This is a genomic window from Flagellimonas zhangzhouensis, from assembly GCF_900102925.1.
Classification (GTDB): Bacteria; Bacteroidota; Bacteroidia; order Flavobacteriales; family Flavobacteriaceae; genus Flagellimonas; species Flagellimonas zhangzhouensis.
Genome location: NZ_FNKI01000002.1, coordinates 1417915 through 1441446 on the forward strand (window position 1 = coordinate 1417915; position 23532 = coordinate 1441446).

Consider the following 23532-nt stretch of genomic DNA (forward strand, 5'->3'; position numbering starts at 1 on the left):
ATTGATTTAAAGCCTCCTAATCCCAGTTTATCAAGCCTTTTTTGGGAATTGCTAGGATTTATAAATAATCGCTATACGGCTGATGGTCAAATCGTTTTCCCTTGGCCTTGTATAGTGCATTAGCCAAAGCTGGCATCACGGGCGGAAATGCAGGTTCTCCCAAACCAGTTGGGTCAATGGAGTTTTCTACAAAACGGACTTCAATTTCCTTGGGCGCTTCGGTCATCCGAATAATTCTGTAGCGATCAAAATTCTGTTGTTCGGGTGTTCCATCCTTTATATCAAGTTTGCCATACATGGCATTTCCAATACCATCCACAATGGCTCCCTCTATTAAATTATTGGCGGCATCTGGATTTATTACAATTCCGCAATCTACGACACAATACACTTTTTGGACAACGGGAGCACCATTTTCCAAAGTCAAATCCACAACTTGGGCAGCATAGGTATTATGACAGAAGTAAGCAGAAACACCTCGATATACACCCTCTTTTTCTTCTCCCCAATTGGACATATCCCTTACCAATTTTAAAACGCCCGCGTAACGATCGGCATCGTAATCATTTCGTTCACCAACAGGGTTAGATTTTGCATTTTCCAATAACTCCAAGCGCAAGGAAATAGGATCTTTCCCCATTTCTTCTGCCAATTCATCTAAAAAAGACTGTTCGGCACTGGCCATAAAATTGGAACTAGGTGCCCTGAACGAACCTGATGTTATATTGGAAGGAATGATCCAATTCTCAGCTAAATAATTTTCAATCGTACCCGCAGGGAATCGATTTGCATATAATGGACTTTCGGGCGTTCCTCCAGCATTTACCTGTAATCCTAATAAACTATTGTCATCACCTAAAGCTGCCTTATATTTTGCCATATAGGTTGGCCTGTAGATTCCTGAAGTCATATCATCTTCCCGAGAATACACCAATTTGATGGGTGCGTTCATTTTTTGCGAAACTATGGCTGCTTCTACCAACCAATGGGCATAGGAACGTTTTCCGTATCCACCGCCCAATCTTGTCATTTCAATTTCAATGTTCTCCAAGGGTATTCCCAAACGTGCTGATACTGTTTTTTCTGTAAACTCGGGCTTTTGTAATGGACCTGATAAGAATGCACTGTTTTCGGTCACATGGGCAAAAAAGTTCATAGGTTCCATACAATTGTGGGCCAAAAATGGTGCAGAATAGGTTTTTTCTACAATTTTACTTGCTTGTGCGAAGACCTTTTCGGGGTTTCCGTCTTTTCGCTGCTCGGTTCCCTTGGTAGAAACCAATTGTTTCATTTTATCCATATGATCCTTACTGGATTCCAAACCTGCTGGAAAAGTCAATGTTTGATCGGTTCCGAATCTATCCCTAGTAATCTCTAATGCATCGTTTAACTCCCACTGTATTTTTGACTCCAGTTGTTTTTTAGCTTGAATTACTTGCCAAGTTGATTCGCCAACTATCACCACCTTATCCATAAATGAGCAAGTATCAAAAAATTGCCATTTGTAATCCTCATTATAGGTTTTAATAGCAAATACATCCCTAATTCCAGGCAATGCTTTCACTTCTAAACCATCAAAATCCTTAAGTTTCATGCCAAAAGCTGGCGGTTGAACTAGCATTGCAATCAACATACCCTCTTTAAAAGTGTCGATCCCGAACAATGGCTTTCCAGTAATAATCTTTTTAACATCAACATTCTTTTGTGATGTTCCAATTAGTTTAAAGTCGTTGACCTCCTTTAAAGCTACATCTTCTGGAATAGGCTGTTGTGAAGCGGCAGCGACAAATTCCCCATAACTACCCGATTTATTACTTGCTGCATGAAACAATTGCCCGTCCGATGCTGTAATTTCATCCGCAGGGACTTGCCATGTCTCTGCTGCGGCTTGTTTCAACATTTGCTTTACGGTTGCACCTGCAGTTCGAAGACTTCGCCATCCTTGACGAATGGCTTGGCTTCCTCCTATAAATTGTCTTGTAAAGTTTTCGGTGTCCAACGGTGCCTGTTCCACTATCACATCTTTCCACAAAGCATCCAACTCTTCTGCAATGATCATAGGCATGGATGTCTTAACGTTCTGTCCTCCCTCAGGGTTTGGAGACATAATGGTAATTTTTCCGTTAGTGGCTATTTTTATATATCCACTTACTTTTATCCATTCTTCAGGCAGATTGTCGTTTACAGCAGTTGAATTATCCTTGCAAGACACCATCCAGCTAAAGCCCAAAAACAGCCCGCCCCCTGCCAAGGAGGAAGATTTTAAAAAAGTTCGTCTACTTAATTGGGCTGGTGTTACATCTATGCTCATGGTATTTTATTGAAAGTGATTCCATGAAATTACTGAAATAGATTGAAGATGGCATACAATAATCAAACACAATTAAAATGGCTACATTAAGTTACGTTTCAAACAATTCCAATATGCTGATCGATATCAACCCCAAACTACCCATGCGCAACAAAACTGTGACACTGGAATTTTACAAAAACCAGTTAGGTTTCAGGGTATTTGGCAGTGCGGATTTTGACGGTTATTTGATGATGGAAAAGGACCAAATACAAATCCATTTTTTTGAATTTAAATCCATTGACCCAAAAGAAAATTATGGTCAAGTTTATATTCGAACCGATAATATTAATGAATTATACCAATCTTTCTTGGATACTAAAACTTCAATCCATCCCGATGGTAGGCTAGAAATAAAACCTTGGGGGCAAAAGGAATTTTCAATACTTGATCCAGACAACAATTTGCTGACTTTTGGTCAATCAATGTAGTCCGTTTAAGGTTGAAATCCGCGCATCATGAATTGAAAAACTTCCCGATTAAGGAGCTTCTCATTTCTACCACAGTTATATTTTCTGCCATTTTTTACGAATCCAATAAATCAACTTCAAAAGAGTTCGCAAAACTTTCCCTTTAATTGCACAACCAATACTTTAGCTGCCTAACTAACTCAAAATTGTATGTTGAAATCAACCTCAACCCTACTTGTTTTGCTATTGTGTTTAAGTAATCTGCAAGCACAAAAGAGCAAAAAAGATGTCCTTAAAAAATTGGACGAACAAGCCGCAGCTTATGGCGAAATATCCCAGGAAATTTGGGAATTGGCCGAGGTCGGTTATCAAGAAGAGAAAAGTTCTGCCTTACTTCAAAAAACTTTACAAGATGCTGGTTTTACCATTAAGGCTGGAATCGCTGGAATCCCTACCGCGTTTGTTGCTGAATTTGGTATCGATGGTCCTGTTTTGGCTGTTTTAGGTGAGTTTGATGCATTGCCTGGTCTTTCACAGCAAGCTGTACCCGAAAAAAAACCTGCTGGAGGCATAGCTGGTCATGCCTGTGGCCATAACCTATTCGGAACTGCTTCCGTTGCGGCTGCAATTGCAGTAAAAGATTGGTTGCAAGCTACCAATACCAAAGGTAAAATCCGTTTTTATGGAACCCCAGCTGAAGAGGGTGGTTCTGGTAAAGTATATATGGTGCGTGAAGGGGTTTTTGATGATGTTGATGTAGCACTTCACTGGCACCCTGGAGATTCCAACAATGCTAACCCATTTACCTCCATGGCCAATAAATCTGCTAAGTTCAGATTTACAGGAATCTCTGCCCATGCTGCAGGTGCACCTGAAAGAGGACGTTCTGCACTAGACGGCGTAGAGTCCATGGACCTTATGGTGAACATGATGCGTGAACATATTCCGCAAGATGCTAGAATTCATTATGTGATCACAAGCGGTGGAAAAGCACCTAATGTGGTACCTGATTATGCGGAAGTATATTACTATGCTCGTCACTTTAACCGTAATGTGGTTATTGATGTGTTCGACCGAATCGTAAAAGCTGCCGAAGGTGCTGCTTTAGGTACTGGCACTACCATGGAATATGAAATGATCGGAGGAACTTATGAATTACTTCCAAACCTTACGCTTCAAGAAGTGATGTACGATAACTTGGTAGAAGTTGGAGGTTTCGATTATTCAGAAGAAGAAAATGTGTTTGGTGAGCAAATCGTAAAAAGTTTGGGTATGGAAACTATCGACGCCTCCAAAAATGAAACCATTCAACCCTATAAAACAGGAACCAAAATTAATGGTTCAACCGATATTGGCGATGTAAGTTTTGTGGTACCTACCATTGGAATGATTGCGGCAACCTTTGTACCTGGAACCCCAGGGCATAGCTGGCAAGCCGTTGCAGCTGGAGGGACCTCTATTGGCAAAAAAGGAATGATGGTAGCCGCCAAGACCATTGCCCTTACCGCTATTGATATTTATAAAGACCAAAAACTGATAGAAAAAGCCAAAATTGAGTTTGAAGAAAAACGAGGAAAGGATTTTAAATATGTTCCTTTATTGGGCAATCGCCCTCCTGCTTTGGACTACAGAAAGTAACTAAATTTAAGCGCTATCGTGTTTGAATAGAAGGCCACTTTTTAAGTGGTCTTTTTTTACACATACTTTAAAATCAAATCACAAAAGAGTTTAAACCCCTAAAACATTTATACTTAAGAAACAGTTAAAAATATAGACGACTGGTCTAATTCTACTATATTTGTTCTTATGAAGGTTGAAACGAAGGATAGAATTTTAGCAATTGGTACACAAATAATAGCTCAAAAGGGGTACAATGGCATTGGTATTCAAGAAGTATTGAACCAAGTTGGAGTACCAAAAGGATCATTTTACCACTATTTTAAAAGCAAGGAAGACTTCGGTTTACAAGTAATCCAGAAGTATGCGACAGACACCTTGAACTATATCGAATCGTTCCTTACCCAAACCCAATATTCACCTTTAACCAGGATTTTTAATCTTTTTTCAGATGTCCAAAATGTCTATATAAGTAACAACTTTTCTGAAGGTTGCCTATTGGGAAATTGTAGTAATGAATTAGCTGGTAATAATTATACCTTTTCAAAGATACTGGAACAACAATTTATTAAAATGAGAAATATATTTCTCATTTGTCTAAAAGAAGCAGAGGAACAAAAGGAAATTTCATCGGGTAAAGATTTGGAACAATTGGCTGATTTTATTGTCAACAGCTGGGAAGGTGCTATTCTTAGGACTAAAGTGACTAAAGATCTTACTCCAATGAAAAGCTTTGTGGCAATTTTAAAAACACAAATACTAATATAAATTTTTTTAATCAAAATATAGACGACTGGTCTATTTTAAATTTTTATCATCATGAATAAAACAATTGTAATTACAGGAGCTAGTAGAGGAATTGGGCTCTTAACAGTTAAAACTTTGGCGCGAGAGGGACACCAGGTGTTTGCTGCTATGCGTGGTACACAAGGAAAAAATAAAGAAGAAGCTCAAATCTTGGAAAATTACGCCAAAGAAAAGAGTGTACATATTAAGGTGATTGAAATGGATGTTACCGACGAAGAATCGGTTAATCATGCAATTAAAACCATAGCAACAGGTAATAAATTGGACGTTGTAATAAATAATGCTGGCATTATGCCCGTGGGATTAACCGAAGCGTTTACCATTGAAGATTACCAGCGTTGCATGGATGTTAACGTTTACGGTCCTGCAAGAGTTATGCGTGCTGCCCTACCTTTTATGAGAGAGCAAAAATCTGGATTATTCATCAATATTAGCTCAAATGCTGGTAGAATTGCCATTCCATATTTTGGGGTGTATTGTGCTAGTAAATTTGCTCTGGAAGCTTATACAGAATCTATGCACTATGAATTGGAACCATTTGGTATTGAGGCGGTATTGGTTGAACCTGGAGGACACGGTACCAATTTAATCCACAGTGCCCCTAAACCCTCCGATGAGCAAGTACTTGGGCAATATGGAAATTTGGCAACAGGAAGAGACCGACTTTTGGGTATGTTTGAAGGAATGTTTGCCCAACAAGAGGATGCCACCAACGCTCAAAACATTGCGGATGAAATTTTATCACTAATAAATATGGAAGTCAAACGCCCATTAAGAACCACAGTTGGTCATGACATGGGAGTTGGTATTATCAATGCAGCAAGTATAGATCCTCAACAAGAACTAGTGGAATCATTGAAATCGGTTTACTTGGTTACCGAATAGAAATATGCAATTTTATGCTATCCAAAAGGCCACTTTTAAAGTGGTCTTTTTTTGTTTAAGGAATTCTCAATTTTAGAATTTACCCTTACATTTAGGATACCATGAAAAACACCATTTCCGAACGCATTGCCGACTTTCTAAAAAACTACCCTCCCTTTAATGCCATGGAGGCAAAACAGCTGGAACAACTTTCCCTTGAGGTGGTAATTATTCACAAGGAGACCAATACAGTTGTTTTTTCCCAAAATGAAAATCCACATACCCATTTTTATGTGGTAAATAAAGGGGCCGTGGCGCTTTCAAAAACTGGCCAAAGTCAAATTTTGGATATTTGCGATGAGGGTGATGTATTTGGTTTGCGTCCGTTATTGGCGAATGAAAACTATAAATTAGAAGCCAAGGCCTACGAAGAAACCATCTTGTATGCAGTTCCTATCAAGGATTTTAAACCCTTGGCACTCGAAAACAAGCGTATCGGGAACTTTTTGATCGAAAGCTTTGCATCTAACACTGGTAACCCCTACTCCATTAAACATCGTGGTAAATTATACGGAGACAACGAGGCAGCAGAACGCTATTCCACCAATAAAATATTGGACCTCCAGCCCATAAAATATTCCACCCAACTTATTACTTGCAAAGAAGGAACCAAAATTAAGACCATTGCAGATTTAATGACCAAGCACAATGTGAGCAGTATTTTGGTGGAAAAAGATAACCTCCCTTTAGGGATTATCACTGACAAAGATTTAAGAAAGAAGGTGGCTACAGGATTATTTCCCATTACGGCAACAGCCAAATCCATCATGTCATCCCCCATTATCACCTATCCTAAAGAATTAACATTGGCACAATCCCAAATGGCCATGATGAAGAGCAACATTAGCCATTTAATATTAACAGAAGACGGTACTACGGAATCAAAATCAGTTGGAATTTTGTCCAAGCACGATATTATGGTCGCTGTGGGAAATAACCCAGCTGTACTGCTACGTGCCATAAAACGAGCCACCGATGCCAAACGATTGCGGAGTATCAGACATGGTATCATGAATCTTTTACAGGGCTATTTAGACCAAAACATCCCTTTGGGATTGGTCTCTAAAATTATTTCGGAACTTAATGATGCCTCCACAAAACAAGTGGTACAAATTGCCTTATCCAAAATGGATGAAGAACCTCCTGTGAAGTTTACTTGGTTAAGTATGGGGAGTCAAGGTCGGGGAGAACAATTATTGAACACAGACCAAGACAATGCCGTTATTTTTGAAGATGTTCCAGATGAAAAATTGGAAGAAACCCGAAGCTATTTTATTAAACTAGGGGAACGCATTTCCAAAATGCTCAACACCATCGGATTTGAATATTGCCCAGCGGACATGATGGCCTCCAACCGCTCTTGGTGCCATAGTTTAACTGAATGGAAAAATGTAACCGCACATTGGATTCACAATCCAGGACCTGATGAAATTTTATTGTCCTCCATCTTTTTTGATTATAATGTAACCTATGGAGAAAAAGCACTTGCGGATGAGCTTTCGCACAGTATTTTTGATCATGCTAACCACTATCCTCAATTCTTCACCCATTTGGCAAGTGGTGCATTGCAAAATCCTTCCCCTTCAGGATTCTTTCGGGATTTTTTGGTGGAACAAGATGGGGAACACAAAGACTTTTTCGATTTAAAACTACGGGCGCTTATGCCCATAATCGACGCGGCTCGGGTATTGATTTTATCACATTCCATTAAATCCATCAACAATACAGCAGAACGCTATGAAAAGTTGGCGGAATTGGAACCCAACAACAAAGAATTGTATTTAGCCTGCTCCTATGCCAGCAAAGCTTTGCTCAAATTTAGAACCCGACAAGGTTTATTGCACAACGATTCAGGTCGATACATTGCTTTGGACCAATTGAACAAGGAAGAAAAAATAAAACTCAAACGAACTTTTAAGACCATAAAGGATATTCAATCATTGATTGAAGTGCGATTCCAAGTTAAAAACCTCTTGCGCTAATGTGGCCATTCACTAAGAAAAAGCAACTGGAGCTTCCCGATTTTTGGTGGGAATACGAGGAACATTTCAACGAAAAGCTTCCTGATAGTATCCCTGAAAATACGTTTGTGGTATTGGATACGGAAACTACTGGTTTTAGTTTGACTCGAGACCGAATGCTTTGCATTGGGGCCTTAAAACTTTTGGACAACAATATTGTTGTGAAGGATAGTTTTGAAGTCTACATTGAACAAGAACACTACGATTCGGATAGTGCAGAAATCCATGGAATCCTGAAAAAAAGTAAACGAGATTTGATGTCAGAGCTCGAGGCTTTAAAGCAATTTTTGGTGTACGCAAAAAACCACATATTGGTTGGTCACCATGTGATGTTCGACATTAATATGATCAATGCAGCCTTAAAACGAAATGGGCTACCCAAGCTGAAAAATAAAACTTTGGATACAGAATCACTTTATATTCGAACGCTGTTGATTTCTACCGTGGTTCAAAAAAAGGAGCGCTATACGCTTGATGATTTGGCCAAAAAGTTCAGTATTTCCCGAAAAGATAGACATACCGCCTTGGGAGATGCCTTTATTACGGCCATTGCCTTTTTGCGTACCATTGAGAAGTTAAAACCGCAAAAAATAAAGGACCTCCTTAGATAGAAGGTCCTTCAACATTAATTAACCAAAATCCATTTATAAGCTTTCCTTCATAATGGTCTCTACCACTTCTGGATTTAATAAAGTGGAGGTATCACCCAGATTACTGGTGTCTTTGGAAGCTATTTTTCTCAAGATTCTTCTCATGATCTTACCACTACGGGTTTTAGGAAGACCTGGAACAAATTGAATTTTATCCAACTTGGCAATTGGGCCAATATGCTCCGTGATCAATTGGTTGATCTCCTTGCTCAAATTCTCACGGTTACGGGTTTCCCCTGTTTCTTTTAGAATAATGTAACCGTAAAGGGCATTTCCTTTAATATCATGTGGGAATCCAACAATGGCAGATTCGGCAACCGCTGGGTGCTCGTTAATGGCATCCTCAATAGGTGCAGTACCCAAATTGTGTCCTGATACGATAATCACATCATCTACCCTACCTGTGATTCGGTAATACCCTACCTCATCACGTAAAGCACCATCACCAGTAAAATACATATTATCGAAAGCGGAGAAATAAGTTTCTTTATACCGTTGGTGATTGCCCCAAATAGTTCTTGCAATGGAAGGCCAAGGATATTTGATGCACAAACGACCATCGACCTGATTTCCTTTGATTTCCTTGCCATTTTCATCCATTAAAGCTGGCTGAATTCCTGGCATGGGCAAGGTAGCATAAGTTGGTTTGGTTGGCGTGGAATACGGAATAGGTGAAATCAAGATTCCTCCAGTTTCCGTTTGCCACCATGTATCCACAATCGGACATTTTTTTTCACCTACGTGATCGTTGTACCAGTGCCATGCTTCCTCGTTTATGGGCTCCCCTACCGTTCCTAAAACCTTTAGAGATGTCAGGTTGAATTTTGTGACAAAATCCAAATTCTCTTTGGCCAAAGCACGAATGGCTGTTGGTGCGGTATAAAACTGTGTTACTTGATGCTTTTGAACTACTTCCCAAAAACGTCCAAAATCTGGATAAGAAGGTACACCCTCAAACATTACCGTGGTGGCTCCATTGGCCAAAGGACCATAGACTATATAAGAGTGCCCCGTAATCCATCCAATATCCGCAGTACACCAATACACATCTTCTTCACGGTATTGGAACACATTTTTAAACGTATAAGCCGTATACACCATGTAACCTCCTGTGGTATGCACCATCCCTTTAGGGCGACCTGTTGACCCAGAAGTATACAGAATAAACAATGGGTCCTCGGCATCCATAATTTCAGGAACACAATCCGAATAAGCTTTATCCAACAAAGGTTGAATCCATTGATCACGACCTTCTTTCATGCCAACATCGGCACCCGTTCTTTTGGTTACCAAAACAGTTTTTACATCTGGACAATCTTCCAAAGCATCGTCTACAATTTTTTTAAGGTCGATGGTTTTACTGCCTCTAAAGGATCCATCAGAAGTAAGTACCGTAGTGGCCCCACAATCATTAATTCGGGTTGCCAGTGCAGTGGATGAAAAACCAGCAAAAACAACCGAGTGAATGGCTCCAATTCTTGCACAAGCCAAAAGGGCAATCGCCAAATCAGGAATCATAGGTAAATAAATCACCACCCGATCTCCTTTTTTTACGCCTTGATCTTTCAACACATTGGCATATTTACATACGCGCTCATGCAATTGACTGTATGTAATATGTTCAGCTTCTTCATTAGGGTCGTTGGGTTCAAAAAGAATAGCGGTCTTATCACCACGAATGCGAAGATGACGGTCGATACAGTTTTCAGTAATGTTCAGTTTTGCTCCTTTGAACCAACTGATTTCGGGTTTAGAAAAATCCCATTCCAAAACTGTATCCCATTTTTTTCTCCAATGGAAATGCTCTTCGGCCACTTCTTCCCAAAAACCTTCTGGATTTCTAACCGATTTTCGGTACACCTGAAAATACTCCTCCAAGTGCTTAATATGATAATTACTCATGAAAGTTAGTTTAGTTAAATTGTATATTATTTATTGTTTTAATTCTATTTTTCGGTGATAAGCTGTTCTACATCTGCAATCACTTTTTTAATAGAAAAAGGTTTGGTCATATAGGCATCTGCGCCAAGTTTCAACCCTTTTTCAATATCCTTTTCTTTATTTTTTGCCGATAGAAACACCACTTTGGTGTGACTTAGTTCATTGTTGCTGCGAACATGTTTAAGGGTTTCAAAACCATCCATTTCAGGCATCATAATATCCAATAAGATCACATCTGGTTTTTCCTTTTTTGCAATATCCAGAGCTTCCGTGCCATCGCGGGCAATAAACACCCCAAAATCCTTCTTTTTAAAGGCATACTCCAGGGTCATCACAATATTAGGCTCATCGTCTACTATTAGTATTTTATGTTGTTTCATTCTCCTTTGGTATTGAAAATATCATTCGGGTTCCTTTCTTGGCTTTTTTGTCTACCCAAATGGAACCGTTATGACTTTCCACAATTTTTTTGCAGATAGCCAATCCCAAACCACTTCCTTGCGGTTTTTTGATATTCTGATTTTTTGATTGATAGAATTTTTCAAAGATGTACTCTTTGTCCTCGTCTGGAATACCCCTTCCATTGTCTTCCACAACAATAAAAAAGTCGCTTTTATGCTCTTCAAGATGAATTTTAATCTTCCCGATACGAGGTTCTGTAAATTTAAGGGAATTAGAAATTAAATTCGTTAAAACTTGTATAATTCGGTCTTCATCGTACGTTGCTTTGACATCTTCGGAAGCTTTGACCTTAATTTTTACATTTTTCCTTTTTGCAATCTGCTCTACTCCATTTACCGCCTTTTGAATGGTTTGATGAACAAAATAGGTTTGAAGGTCCAATTCGGTGCTATTGCTCGCCAACTTTTCCAAATCCAGAATATTATGAATCAAAGTATCTAACCTGTCCGTATCTCTGGTGATATTTTGCAAAAATTGATTTCTGAGTTCAATGGGCATATCTGGGTCTTCCAAAACTTCTGAGGCTGCTTTTATGGAAGTTATCGGTGTTTTCAGCTCATGCGCAACCGTATCTAAAAACTCGTCTTTTAATTTATCTTGAATTCTTAGTTCCTCATTGGCTCCTTTTAATTGTTTGGCCATAGCTGAAAGTTCTTCCGACTTTTCGCGAAGCAATTTATTGGTCGCTTTGGTCTCTTTACTTTCCTCCAAAATATTGAGCACTTCCACCAAACTAATGGGCGTTTCTTTAGAAACTGAGGCCAACAGAATTTTGGCCGAGGCACTTCCAATGGTTCCCGTTAACAGTTTCTCTGAGAAATTAATCAAACGGGCATCGGCACGTTCTTCGGTTTCGGAAATATTATATTTATTGTTAAATAGGCGAAGCGCCCTATTGGTACGTTGCTCTCCTAAAAATCGAATCAATAACCTTTTGATGTCTGCAACATAGGCCTCCCCTTTCCAAATAAAACCACCTTCTTGAAGATTCCCATAATTCTCATGGTTCACAAACATCTCCGCATAGTTACGCTCTCTGTAATTGCCTTTTGTACGCAATGAAAACCCAACAAAAGTGAGGGTATTAAAAGATAAACTCCACAGAAAAGCATTGCTCTCTGGCGTTAAATAATTTAGCCCAAATAAATGCGCAGGTTGCAACCAAGCCTGACCAAACAATCCTTCTTCAACAAATTTTACTTCGGGCATTACTGCTTGGCTGATAATGGGTAGAAACAAAGTGTAAAAAACAATGACCAATCCGACCAAGATGCCAATCTCGGCTCCCCTAGCGGTTCCCCTTCGCCAGGTAAGACCCAAAAAGAAAGATGGGGCCAATTGAGAAATAATAACAAAGGAAATCAACCCAATGGAATAAAGCGAGAACTGTACAGAAAAGCGGATATAAAAGAAATAGGCAATGATTATCACCAGAAATATTGCCATCCTGCGGATATTTTTGATGCGTTTGGTATTTTCTTCAGGGTTACCTTCTACCAGGGTTTTTATAAATCCATAGGGAATCACAATATTGTTGCTCACCATTGTGGACAACGCCAAAGTTGACACCACAATCATGGAAATCACTGTGGTAAAACCACCAATAAAAACAAGAAAGGCCAAACCGTAATTATCTTGTTGTAATGGCAGTAAAAGCGAATAATAATCATGGTTCACGGTATCTGGTAGATTGATGTTACCTGCCCATGCAATAAAAATCACGAATATATTGAAGAGCAAAAGATACAAGGGAAACAACCAAATGGTTTTCTTTAGGTAGCTTTCATTGTCATTCTCCACAACGGCTACATGGAACTGTCTTGGCAATAAAAAAATGGCAAAAATGGACAAGCAAATGGTAAAAAGCCAATTGAATCCATTTTCAATACTTCCGAAGGATGTCAATTGCTCGAAATTTTCTTGAAGACTTGCTTGATTGTAAATATCCGTAGTGCCATCAAATAAGTAAAACGAAACATAAATACCTATGGCCAAGAAAAAGCACAACTTTAAAATAGATTCAACAGCTACAGTTGCAATAATTCCTTTTTTATGTTGGGATGCATCTGAGGACAATGTGCCATAAAATGCTACAAAAACGGCAATCAACAAGGCTATATAAAAGGTGGAATCATCAAAAAAACCTGTGGATTCATAGCTTCCTTTTACTGATATCAAAGAGAAGGTTTCTGAAACAGCTTTAAGCTGTAGAGAAATGTAAGGAATAATGGCAAACAAACTGGTTATGGTTACCAATGCCCCCAATTGTCGGTTATTACCGTATCGCATGGAAATAAAATCTGCGATACTGGATATTTTATGCTGTTTGGAAATTCGGATGACCTTCCTCATTAAAACGATCCATAAGGGAAGGGCTATTGCAGGCCCCAAATAAACGGGCAAAAAACTTATACCCGAGCTTGATGCTATCCCAACACTTCCATAATAGGTCCAAGCGGTACAATACACTGCCAAGGAAAGGGTATACACATACGGATTGTTGGTCCATTTGCTCTTTTTGTTCTTTTCGGCGAAATAAGCCAACACAAAAAGCATAGCCAAATACAAGATGATGACCAGTCCTATGGTATAATTATTCATAGAACTTTTTTAGAATAATATAGGTGAGAATAATGGAAATCAACCAACTAAAAAAAATGAACACATAGAAAATAGGGAAACCAAATAAGTGGGCATCACCATCAAAAATGGTGACAAAAGGCACATTCCATAAAAAGAACAGTACGATGGAAATAAGAATCAATTTCTGCTGATGCCTTTTCTTCATTTTTATCTGCATGGTCCGCGTCTTAAAATTACAAAAAACGGCGCGGTAAAATAAGCCCGCACCGTTTTTTCACAACCAACTAAATTAATGCGACGCTGCTTCTCCAGCACCACTAGGAATTCTTATGTGCTCCACAATTTCTTGTACTTCTTCAGGTGGCTCTGGTGTGAATTGGTTCACTACTATGGCCACGATAAAGTTGACAATCATGGCAATGGTACCGAAACCTTCAGGCGAAACACCAAACCACCAGCTTTCTTGAAGTCCAGCTACGGCATCCTTTCCTCCGTCAAATATTCCAAACTTGAATTTTAACATGTAGAACAGCATCAAACAAAGACCAACGATCATTCCTGAAACAGCGCCCTTACTGTTCATCTTCTTATAGAAAATCCCCAAAATAATAGCTGGGAAGAACGATGCTGCAGCCAAACCAAAGGCCAGGGCGACCACCGCTGCCACAAAGCCTGGTGGATTGATTCCGAAGTAACCCGCAATTACAACAGCTACTGCAGCTGAAAGTCTTGCTGCCCAAAGCTCCCCTTTTTCAGAAAGGTCTGGTTTCAATACGTTTTTAATTAAATCATGGGAAACTGAAGATGATATCACCAACAATAGACCCGCTGCAGTAGATAGTGCAGCCGCAAGTCCACCTGCCGCGATTAATCCAATCACCCAAGCAGGTAAGTCTGCTATTTCTGGATTCGCCAACACCATAATATCACGATCTACGGTAAGTTCGTTTACCTCTGGCGATGCTACATATTGAATTTTACCGTCACCGTTTTTATCCTCATGACCGATCAAGCCTGTTTTCTCCCAACGACTGAACCACTCGGGCATTTTATCGTATTCTTTACCACTTACGGTTTCAATCAGGTTTGTTCTTGCAAATACCGCCACTGCAGGTGCTGTGGTGTATAAAATTGCAATGAACAACAGGGCCAATCCTGCCGATTTTCTGGCATCACGAACTCGTTTTACGGTAAAAAAGCGAACAATTACGTGAGGTAATCCTGCAGTACCCACCATTAATGCAAGGGTAATGGCAAATACATCGACCAAACTTTTAGAGCCATCGGTATATTCCGCAAATCCCAATTCGGTGGAAAGACCATCCAATTTATCTAAAAGATAGGTACCTGAACCATCAGATAATGTACTTCCAAAACCTAGTTGAGGAATGGGATTCCCTGTCATTTGAATGGAAATAAAAATTGCAGGCACCATAAAGGCGAAAATCAATACACAATATTGCGCTACCTGGGTATAGGTGATTCCTTTCATTCCACCAAGAACAGCATAGAACAATACTATCACCATTCCTATTACTACCCCAGTATTGATATCAACTTCAAGGTATCTTGAAAATACTATCCCAACTCCTCGCATCTGTCCTGCCACATAGGTAAAGGAAACGATCAAGGCACAAATAACGGCCACGACCCGTGCGGTTTTGGAATAGTAGCGTTCTCCGATAAAATCGGGTACGGTAAATTTTCCGAATTTTCTTAAGTATGGTGCCAGTAACAAGGCTAAAAGTACATAGCCACCTGTCCATCCCATCAAGTAAACAGCTCCATCGTACCCAGCAAAGGAAATTATCCCTGCCATAGAGATAAACGAGGCTGCTGACATCCAATCCGCTGCAGTTGCCATTCCGTTGGCCAATGGAGAAACTCCTCCACCTGCAACATAAAATTCTTTTGTGGAACCTGCTCGCGACCAAATCGCAATTCCTATATAAAGTCCGAATGATAGTGCGACCAATACATAGGTCCATATTTGTTCTTCACTCATAATTGTAAATTTTGTTGGTTAGTTAATCTTCGTTGTATCCGTATTTTTTGTCCAATTTGTTCATCAGGCGTACGTACACGAAAATGAGGATGACAAATACATAAATAGAACCTTGTTGTGCGAACCAAAACCCAAGTTTAAATCCGCCAATTTTAATGTTGTTCAAAGCATCTTTGAAGATGATACCTGCTCCGTAGGAGACCAAGAACCATATGACCAGTAGAATGACCAAGTATCTCAGGTTCTCTTTCCAATAGGCCGTAGCCTTTTTTTGTTTTTCTGACATAATTTGTTGGTTGTTTAGTTATAAATAAATCTGTGCTTGCAATGTGATAATACCATTACTATCCCCGTTTCCCACTTTTGAATTTGCATATTCCAGTGTTAACTTGGAATGGTGTCCAGTCATAAAAAGATTGATACCCAATCCTAACCGTGTGGCATTGGCATCTATGGCATCTATGGTTCTGGTTTGGTATGATAGATAAGGTTGAATTCTAGACTTATCTGGAGCACTTGGAATTAAATAGCCTACATGTCCATATATCATGTTTCCAGTACCATAGGGTCCAAGGTTGAAGTTACGACCATAATCGTTATTTTGAAATACCCCATAGGCAGTTATTGCAGAACCATCTTCTCCAAGTGGAGCATCGTAAAAGGCATCGATTGCAAATATGTTTACATTTTCACCTTCCAAATTACCAGCGCCGTCCATAACCACTACCCCATTTTTATGGGTCAAGAATCCAGCACCGACGTTGAATACTTTTTTACTTCCTAGGTAGGTGCCCACTTTGTAGGGCAGAAAATTTGATTCTTCATCCAAGAATTGGTAATCAAAATATCCTTGAAACACTTTTCCTGCGTCGGCGGAGCCCAACAGTTCACGGCCACGATAGACCGCCCTTCCATTGGGGGAAGGATCATTGGCAGCATCCAAGGTGTTTGTTATGGCTTCGTTATAGGAAACGCGATATTGCAAGCGTCCCACGCGTCCTTTAACATAAACACCTAAATGACGAGCAAATTGGTCACTTAGTCCCAATACTGCCCATGATTGACGGTTATTGTCCAAGGTCATAAAGTTGAGGGTGCTACTGTTGTTCAAACGGGAAATACCGTTCCAATAGTGCAGACCCGTTCCAGCATAGAAGTTTTTGGCGACCTTCCATTCACCCCAAAAGGCATGATAGAACAATTGGGAAGATTCACCTTTCCCTGTCGGGCTAAGGTTGCTTCCATTTAAACTGTTCAACCCAAAATGGGACAGAATCAAGAATTTGTTGTTCAACTGAGTAAAGGTCAACAAACGGGCTCTACGAACACTTAAGTTAATATCGCTTTGATCCTCTGGTGCGTTGTCGTTGTACTGGGCCCAAAATTGTCCCCATGCGATCATACGAAGATATTTAGATCCATCTTCGTTAAAATTGATTTTAAAACCACCGGTATATTCGGTGTTTCCTTGTGAAAATGATTTGGGAACGAACAAAAGGCAAAATGCCATTCCAATTAGGATTTTCTTCATTTCAGTTTGGATGTTAGAGAGTTATGTGCTCTACGAACATCCTAAAAATTTGTTCTGAAATAAAAAACTATATATGTTTCCGTTAATTTTATATACTTAATCTTTAAATCGGTCCCATTTTATAAGCATAAACTTATCACCTAGTTCAGTGACCAATTGACCTGCACCTTTTAAGTTTTCTGGATTCTGAAAGTATTTTTGAAGCTCTGTATGATTCAAAATTTTGTAGGTAGGATGGTACTTAGAATTATACGGACGTTTAATATTGTATTTTCGAACCCAGTTCATTACTGATACATGCGAAACACCCAAAATACGTTCGATTTCACGATAAGTCAATCCCTCCAAATACAGTTGTAATGCCTTGTTTACAAAATAATCATCGATTTGTTTTCCCATTTTGGGAACAGTAAAGTAGTAACCGCAAGCCTTGCATTTAAAACGTTGCCTTTCTTTAATAATTCCAGCTTTTGTAAACTCGGTGGAGGAACAATTTGGACAGCTTTCCATAACTGATATACTTAATTAGCATAAATATATCAATTTAGCTTTAAATATTTGTCATTTTCATAACAATAAAAAAAGGGAATTAATAAAATTCCCTTTAGTTTATTGGTCAGTCCATAAATTATGGTGGTTATTTTGCCAAATATGTAGTAACATTGGCAAGAATACGTTCTTGAAGGCTGGAGATATCACTTTTCACGAATTTCTCTCCTGTGATATTCTCATACAACTCAATATATCGGTTGGAAACGGATTCAATGTATTCGTCTGACATTTCAGGAACAGTTTGCCCCTCCAACCCTTGAAAACCATTGGAAATCAACCATTGTCTCACAAATTCTTTGGACAATTGTTTTTGAGCTTCGCCCTTTTCTTGACGCTCTTCATATCCCTCAGCATAAAAGTATCGTGATGAATCTGGTGTGTGGATTTCGTCAATCAAAACGATTTCCCCATCCTTGGTTTTACCGAACTCATATTTAGTATCCACTAGTATAAGTCCTCTTTTTGCGGCAATTTCAGTTCCTCTTTGAAAAAGGGCGTGGGTATATTTTTCCAAAATTTCATAATCTTCTTTGGAAACAATACCTCTTTTTAAAATATCTTCTTTGGAAATATCCTCGTCATGATCTCCTTTTTCAGCTTTGGTAGCTGGAGTAATAATGGGTTCAGGAAACTTATCGTTCTCTTGCATTCCCTCAGGCATGGGAACTCCACAAAGCAATCTTTTACCCGCTTTATACTCCCGTGCTGCGTGGCCAGACATATAACCACGAATCACCATTTCTACCTTAAAAGGTTCACAGGCTTTCCCTACCGCTACGTTTGGGTCTGGGGTCGCCATTAACCAATTGGGAACAATATCTTCGGTATCTTTCATCATTTTGGTGGCAATTTGATTTAGGATTTGCCCTTTATAAGGGATTCCCTTGGGCATCACCACATCAAAAGCGGATAGGCGGTCTGTGGCCACCATCACCAAAACATCATTTTCTAACGTATAAACTTCCCGAACTTTTCCCTTGTATACAGATTTTTGTCCAGGAAAGTTAAAATCTGTGGACATCAATGTATTCATTCCCATTTTTTAGAATTGATTTTGATGCTCAATATTCTTGTATGCGTCGATTACCTTTTTCACCAATTTGTGACGGATCACATCTTTATCATCCAAATAAATAATACTGATGCCATCCACATCCTTTAGGATCAAAAGGGCTTCCTTAAGTCCAGAAATCACCCTGCGTGGCAAATCAATTTGTCCTGGGTCACCCGTTAATAAAAACTTGGCGTTTTTCCCCATACGGGTCAAGAACATTTTCATTTGGGCATGGGTAGTATTTTGTGCCTCGTCCAAAATCACAAAGGCATTATCCAAGGTACGACCTCGCATAAAGGCCATGGGTGCAATCTGAATAGTGCCGTCCTCGATGTATTTTTCCAATTTTTCTGCTGGAATCATATCTCGTAACGCATCATAAAGGGGTTGCATGTATGGGTCCAATTTCTCCTTTAAATCCCCAGGAAGAAAACCAAGGTTCTCCCCTGCCTCCACTGCTGGACGGGTCAAAATAATCCGTCTTACCTGTTTTTCTTTCAACGCTTTCACAGCTAAAGCTACCCCAGTATAGGTTTTTCCTGTTCCAGCAGGGCCAATGGCAAAAACCATATCGTCCTTTTTACAGGCATCCACCACACGTCGTTGGTTGGCTGTTTGCGCCTTTATCAATCGGCCACTTACGCCGTGAACCAATACATCACCGCTACTTTTGGAAGAGGTGTAATCTTCCTTGCTGGTACTCGTAAGTACACGTTCGATCATGTTTTCGTCCAATTTGTTGTATTTGGCAAATTGACCTGTAAGTTCATCGAATCTTTTATCGAACTCCTCCAAGAGCTCTTCATCTCCGAAAACTTTAATTTTGTTGCCCCGGGCTACAATCTTTAATTTTGGAAAGTACTTTTTCAGCAGCTCAATATTGGCATTTTGCTGCCCGAAAAATTCCTGGGGGCTTATTTCCGTAAGTTCAATTACAAGTTCGTTCAAAAAAAGTGAGGTGTTACAGTTGTTTTTGAAGAATTATATTCTTTCTTTTTTAACTAATTTTACCAAACAAACTTAACCAAAAATCAATTTGGGAAGGGAAAAACATATCAACAGTATTGCATGGCAATCATAACCTTAACTACAGATTTCGGCTATAAAGATCACTATGTTGGTGCTGTTAAAGGGGCAATACTAAGCAGTCTACCCGATGCAAACATTGTTGATATTTCACATAACATAAGCCCGTTCAATGTTCAAGAATGTGCATATATCTTAAAAAACGCCTATCAATCCTTTCCTAAAGGAAGCGTTCATGTGGTTGGGGTAGATTCTGAAATTTCACCTGAAAATGAGCATTTGGTTGTTTGGGTTGATGGTCACTATTTTGTGGGTGCAAACAGTGGAGTGATTTCATTGATCACTTCGGAACTGCAACCAGAAAAAATTGTGGAAATCAACCTGCCTAACAGTATTCAAAGCTCTTTTCCCGTATTGAACATTTTTATTCCTGTGGCATGCCATATTGCCCGTGGTGGTAAATTGGAAGTGATTGGAAAACCTTTTGAAGGATTGAAGGAACTTCGGGATTTTGAACCCAGGGTCATCAATGAGGGTAAAACCATTTCTGGTAATGTGATCTACATTGACAATTACGGAAATGTGGTCACCAATATTCAAAAAAGCTTGTTTGAGGCCTATCGAAATGGCCGTTCGTTCGAGATTATAGCACGTACCACTAAAATTAAGGAAGTTCAACAAAGCTATAACGGCATTATCAATTATGATTTGGACAGAAACCAGCGCAAAGGTCCTGGCGATGCCTTGGCATTGTTCAATTCGGCGGGCTATGTTGAACTGGCCATCTATAAAAGTGACCTAAATTCGGTCGGGGGTGCTTCGACCCTCCTTGGATTGAATTATCGGGACACAGTAACCATAAATTTCTTATAAATGCTCATCCGCATCGTAAAACTGACATTTAAACCCGAAAATATTCCTAGTTTTGAGCGAGTGTTTGACGAATCCAAAAATGGGATTTTGGCTTTTCAGGGCTGTAACATGGTAGAATTATATCAAGATATTAAAGACCCTTGTATATTTTTCACCTACAGTTTTTGGGATAAGGAAGCTGACTTGGAAAACTATCGGCAATCCGATTTTTTCAAGGCGGTGTGGGGCAATACCAAAATATTGTTCGCCGACAAACCCGAAGCGTGGAGCGTCAATAAAATTCAATCAACAAACCCATCTTAATGTTTGCAATTTTTAAGAGAGAGGTACGATCCTTTTTTACATCGCCCATCGGTTATTTGATCGTTGGGTCGTTTTTATTGCTCAACGGGCTCTTTTTGTGGGTCTTTAAGGGAGAGTACAATATTTTCGATTACGGATTTGCCGATTTGAGCAATTTCTTTCTGTTGGCCCCGTGGATTTTCATCTTTTTGGTACCTGCCATCACCATGAAAAGTTTTTCCGAAGAACGCAAAATGGGCACTTTGGAGCTTTTATTGATCAAACCCATTTCGGTTTGGAAATTGGTACTGGGCAAATTTTGGGGCGCTTTTCTGCTTTGTGTCATTGCCGTGATTCCAACAATTGTGTATGTTTTTGCCATTTCGGATTTAGGGATTATTTCTGGAAATTATGACCTTGGAGTGGTAATAGGCTCTTATTTTGGATTGCTTTTCTTGGTCAGTTGTTACACCGCTATCGGGATTTTTGCCTCTACCCTTTCGGATAATCAAATCATTGCATTTTTGGTGGGCATCTTATTATGTTTCATCATTTTTAATGGGTTTGATGCAGCTTCGTCGCTTTTTTCAAATGGCGAAACCCAACAATGGATTCAGGCTATGGGTGCCAAATCCCATTTCGATAGTATTGCCCGTGGCGTTATCGACACCCGTGATTTGATTTATTTTATTTCATTAACGCTGCTGTTTTGGTATCTCACCTTTGAACGCTTAAAACAATTGACTCGCTAATGGGAAAGTATCTATTATCCATAATCAAAGCCCTGGTAGTTGTTGTTTTACTCAACGTTATAACCAGTTTTCTATACACTCGTTTCGATTTAACCGAAGATAAACGATACACCTTATCCAAACCTGCCATTGAGGTAGCCCAAAAATTTGACGAGCCTGTAATCGTTGATGTGTTGTTGGATGGGAATATCCCTGCGGAATTTGCCAAACTGAAGACAGAAACCATTCAGCTATTGGAATCATTTGAAGCCAAAAACGGCAATATCCAATACAATTTGGTGGACCCTTTGGAGGACTCTGAAAACCCACAAGAAACAGTTGCCCAATTGCAAAGTTTGGGATTACAACCTGCCAATGTCACCATTGAAGAAAACGGAAAAGTGTCCAACGAAATGGTATTCCCATGGGCCATGGTCAACTTTAATGAGCAAACCGTACGAGTACCTTTGCTTAAAAATAAATTGGGTTCTTCTGCCGAGGAACGCATCAACAATTCGGTGCAGCAATTGGAGTATGCCTTTGCCGATGCGTTCACCAAATTGAGCATCACCGATAAAAAGAGTGTGGCCGTCATCAAAGGCAATGGGGAACTGGATGATATCTATCTCGCGGATTATCTGGCCACAATACGAGATTATTATAACATTGGGGCTATTACTTTGGATTCAGTTGCCACCAATCCTCAACAAGTACTGGACCAATTAAAAGGTTTTGACCTTGCTATTATTGCCAAACCGACTGAAGCCTTTACCGACCAAGAAAAATATGTGATGGATCAATTTATGGTTCAAGGAGGGAAATCCATTTGGATGGTGGACCAAGTATCCATGGAAATGGATAGCATTTATGCTGGTGGTGGAACTGGTTTTGCGTTACCAAGGGAATTGAACTTAAAAGACCTCTTCTTTAAGTATGGGGTTCGTATCAACCCTGTTTTGGTGAACGATTTGTATTTCACCCAAATTGTTTTGGCCACAGGTGAGGGAAATGATTCACAATACAACCCATTGCCTTGGTTTTATTACCCTATGGTGATTTCAAAGAACAATCACCCTATCAACACCAATATTGAAGCGGTTAGAATGCAATTCACCAGCCCTATGGATGTGTTGGAGAACGCTTACAACAAAACGGTTCTACTGCAAAGTTCTCCTTTGTCCAAAACTGACGGAGTGCCGAGACAAATCAGCCTGGATATGATTAATCAACAGCCTGACCAGACCACTTATAATAATGGAAATCTGCCTTTAGCCGTATTGATTGAGGGCAGTTTCACGTCCATGTACAAAAACCGTGTGAAGCCTTTAAAACTTCAAAACACAGTGGAAGAAGGACCTGAAAACAAAATGATCGTGATTTCCGACGGGGATATCATCAAAAACCAAATCCGCAATGGTAGACCTTTGGAATTGGGGTATGACAAATGGACCAATAGCTTCTATGGCAACAAGGAATTTTTGGTGAACAGCACCAATTATTTATTGGATAACACGGGGCTTATTAACATTCGAAACAAAAAAGTTTCCATTCCATTATTGGATGTGAAGAAAATTGCCGAGCAAAAAACGAAATGGCAGTTTGTGAATATTGGGCTTCCGTTGGTGTTGACCATACTCTTTGGCGTGTTTTTTGGATTTTACCGAAAGCGTAAATTCAGCGCCTAAGTGTTGATAATTTTGTTTCTTTACTTAG

General features: G+C 39.6%; 21 protein-coding genes and 1 pseudogene. 10 read left to right on the forward strand and 12 right to left on the reverse strand.

What is annotated here, in order from left to right:
- Positions 1-58: 58 nt before the first annotated feature.
- Positions 59-2311: a xanthine dehydrogenase family protein molybdopterin-binding subunit gene (locus BLQ18_RS13310; RefSeq protein WP_090297225.1), complete on the reverse strand. Its 2253-nt coding sequence runs from the start codon at positions 2309-2311 to the stop codon at positions 59-61.
- A 113-nt stretch (positions 2312-2424) separates the two neighbouring features.
- On the opposite strand from BLQ18_RS13310, the gene BLQ18_RS13315 reads away from it, so the two are divergent.
- The 6 genes from BLQ18_RS13315 to BLQ18_RS13340 all read left to right on the forward strand — a co-directional run bounded on the left by BLQ18_RS13315 (position 2425) and on the right by BLQ18_RS13340 (position 8740).
- Positions 2425-2781, forward strand: a complete 357-nt coding sequence (locus BLQ18_RS13315) for a bleomycin resistance protein (RefSeq protein WP_090297636.1) — start codon at positions 2425-2427, stop codon at positions 2779-2781.
- A gap of 189 nt (positions 2782-2970) precedes the next feature.
- A complete protein-coding gene (locus BLQ18_RS13320; RefSeq protein ID WP_090297228.1) occupies positions 2971-4398 on the forward strand; it encodes an amidohydrolase in 1428 nt (475 codons plus the stop codon).
- Positions 4399-4566: 168 nt separating this feature from the next.
- On the forward strand, positions 4567-5145 hold the full coding sequence (locus BLQ18_RS13325; protein ID WP_090297232.1) for a TetR/AcrR family transcriptional regulator: 579 nt from the start codon (positions 4567-4569) through the stop codon (positions 5143-5145).
- 51 nt (positions 5146-5196) lie between these two features.
- Positions 5197-6069: an SDR family oxidoreductase gene (locus BLQ18_RS13330; protein WP_217630555.1), complete on the forward strand. Its 873-nt coding sequence runs from the start codon at positions 5197-5199 to the stop codon at positions 6067-6069.
- 101 nt (positions 6070-6170) lie between these two features.
- A complete protein-coding gene (locus BLQ18_RS13335) occupies positions 6171-8090 on the forward strand; it encodes a DUF294 nucleotidyltransferase-like domain-containing protein (RefSeq protein WP_090297239.1) in 1920 nt (639 codons plus the stop codon).
- Complete coding sequence (locus BLQ18_RS13340; protein WP_090297243.1) at positions 8090-8740, forward strand: 3'-5' exonuclease; 651 nt, start codon at positions 8090-8092, stop codon at positions 8738-8740. Before BLQ18_RS13335 ends, BLQ18_RS13340 begins: the two co-directional genes overlap by 1 nt.
- Positions 8741-8773: 33 nt before the next feature.
- Here the strand turns inward: BLQ18_RS13340 and acs are convergent, their stop codons facing one another.
- The 11 genes and pseudogenes from acs to BLQ18_RS13390 form a co-directional block, all read right to left on the reverse strand.
- On the reverse strand, positions 8774-10681 hold the full coding sequence (gene acs / locus BLQ18_RS13345) for an acetate--CoA ligase (protein ID WP_090297247.1): 1908 nt from the start codon (positions 10679-10681) through the stop codon (positions 8774-8776).
- Between the two features lie 44 nt (positions 10682-10725).
- Complete coding sequence (locus BLQ18_RS13350) at positions 10726-11100, reverse strand: response regulator transcription factor (RefSeq protein ID WP_090297250.1); 375 nt, start codon at positions 11098-11100, stop codon at positions 10726-10728.
- Complete coding sequence (locus BLQ18_RS13355; RefSeq protein ID WP_090297254.1) at positions 11087-13783, reverse strand: ATP-binding protein; 2697 nt, start codon at positions 13781-13783, stop codon at positions 11087-11089. Before BLQ18_RS13355 ends, BLQ18_RS13350 begins: the two co-directional genes overlap by 14 nt.
- Positions 13776-13982: a hypothetical protein gene (locus BLQ18_RS13360; RefSeq protein WP_245668123.1), complete on the reverse strand. Its 207-nt coding sequence runs from the start codon at positions 13980-13982 to the stop codon at positions 13776-13778. The genes BLQ18_RS13355 and BLQ18_RS13360 overlap by 8 nt, the downstream gene beginning before the upstream one ends.
- A gap of 72 nt (positions 13983-14054) precedes the next feature.
- Entirely contained in the window at positions 14055-15770 is a 1716-nt protein-coding gene (locus BLQ18_RS13365) for a sodium:solute symporter family protein (protein ID WP_090297258.1), read from the reverse strand.
- Between the two features lie 22 nt (positions 15771-15792).
- Positions 15793-16056 carry a DUF4212 domain-containing protein gene (locus BLQ18_RS13370; RefSeq protein ID WP_090297261.1) on the reverse strand — a complete coding sequence of 88 codons (264 nt, stop codon included), beginning with the start codon at positions 16054-16056 and terminating at the stop codon, positions 15793-15795.
- Positions 16057-16074: 18 nt separating this feature from the next.
- Positions 16075-17301 (reverse strand): hypothetical protein, encoded by a 1227-nt coding sequence (locus tag BLQ18_RS13375; protein WP_090297265.1) that lies wholly within the window; start codon positions 17299-17301, stop codon positions 16075-16077.
- A 96-nt stretch (positions 17302-17397) separates the two neighbouring features.
- On the reverse strand, positions 17398-17700 hold the full coding sequence (locus BLQ18_RS13380; protein WP_175443763.1) for a helix-turn-helix domain-containing protein: 303 nt from the start codon (positions 17698-17700) through the stop codon (positions 17398-17400).
- Between the two features lie 21 nt (positions 17701-17721).
- Positions 17722-17811 (reverse strand): annotated as a pseudogene (locus tag BLQ18_RS17220) (transposase-like zinc-binding domain-containing protein); the annotation flags it as partial.
- A gap of 127 nt (positions 17812-17938) precedes the next feature.
- On the reverse strand, positions 17939-18892 hold the full coding sequence (locus tag BLQ18_RS13385) for a phosphoribosylaminoimidazolesuccinocarboxamide synthase (RefSeq protein WP_417935110.1): 954 nt from the start codon (positions 18890-18892) through the stop codon (positions 17939-17941).
- A 3-nt stretch (positions 18893-18895) separates the two neighbouring features.
- Complete coding sequence (locus tag BLQ18_RS13390) at positions 18896-19855, reverse strand: PhoH family protein (protein WP_090297271.1); 960 nt, start codon at positions 19853-19855, stop codon at positions 18896-18898.
- 120 nt (positions 19856-19975) lie between these two features.
- Between BLQ18_RS13390 and BLQ18_RS13395 the strand changes: the two genes are divergently transcribed.
- The 4 genes from BLQ18_RS13395 to gldG are packed head-to-tail and all read left to right on the forward strand — an operon-like array spanning position 19976 to position 23504.
- Complete coding sequence (locus tag BLQ18_RS13395; protein WP_090297273.1) at positions 19976-20806, forward strand: SAM hydrolase/SAM-dependent halogenase family protein; 831 nt, start codon at positions 19976-19978, stop codon at positions 20804-20806.
- Positions 20807-21109 carry a putative quinol monooxygenase gene (locus BLQ18_RS13400; RefSeq protein WP_090297276.1) on the forward strand — a complete coding sequence of 101 codons (303 nt, stop codon included), beginning with the start codon at positions 20807-20809 and terminating at the stop codon, positions 21107-21109.
- A complete protein-coding gene (gene gldF / locus BLQ18_RS13405; RefSeq protein ID WP_090297280.1) occupies positions 21109-21840 on the forward strand; it encodes a gliding motility-associated ABC transporter permease subunit GldF in 732 nt (243 codons plus the stop codon). The genes BLQ18_RS13400 and gldF overlap by 1 nt, the downstream gene beginning before the upstream one ends.
- Positions 21840-23504, forward strand: a complete 1665-nt coding sequence (gene gldG / locus BLQ18_RS13410; RefSeq protein WP_090297283.1) for a gliding motility-associated ABC transporter substrate-binding protein GldG — start codon at positions 21840-21842, stop codon at positions 23502-23504. The genes gldF and gldG overlap by 1 nt, the downstream gene beginning before the upstream one ends.
- Positions 23505-23532 lie beyond the last annotated feature (28 nt).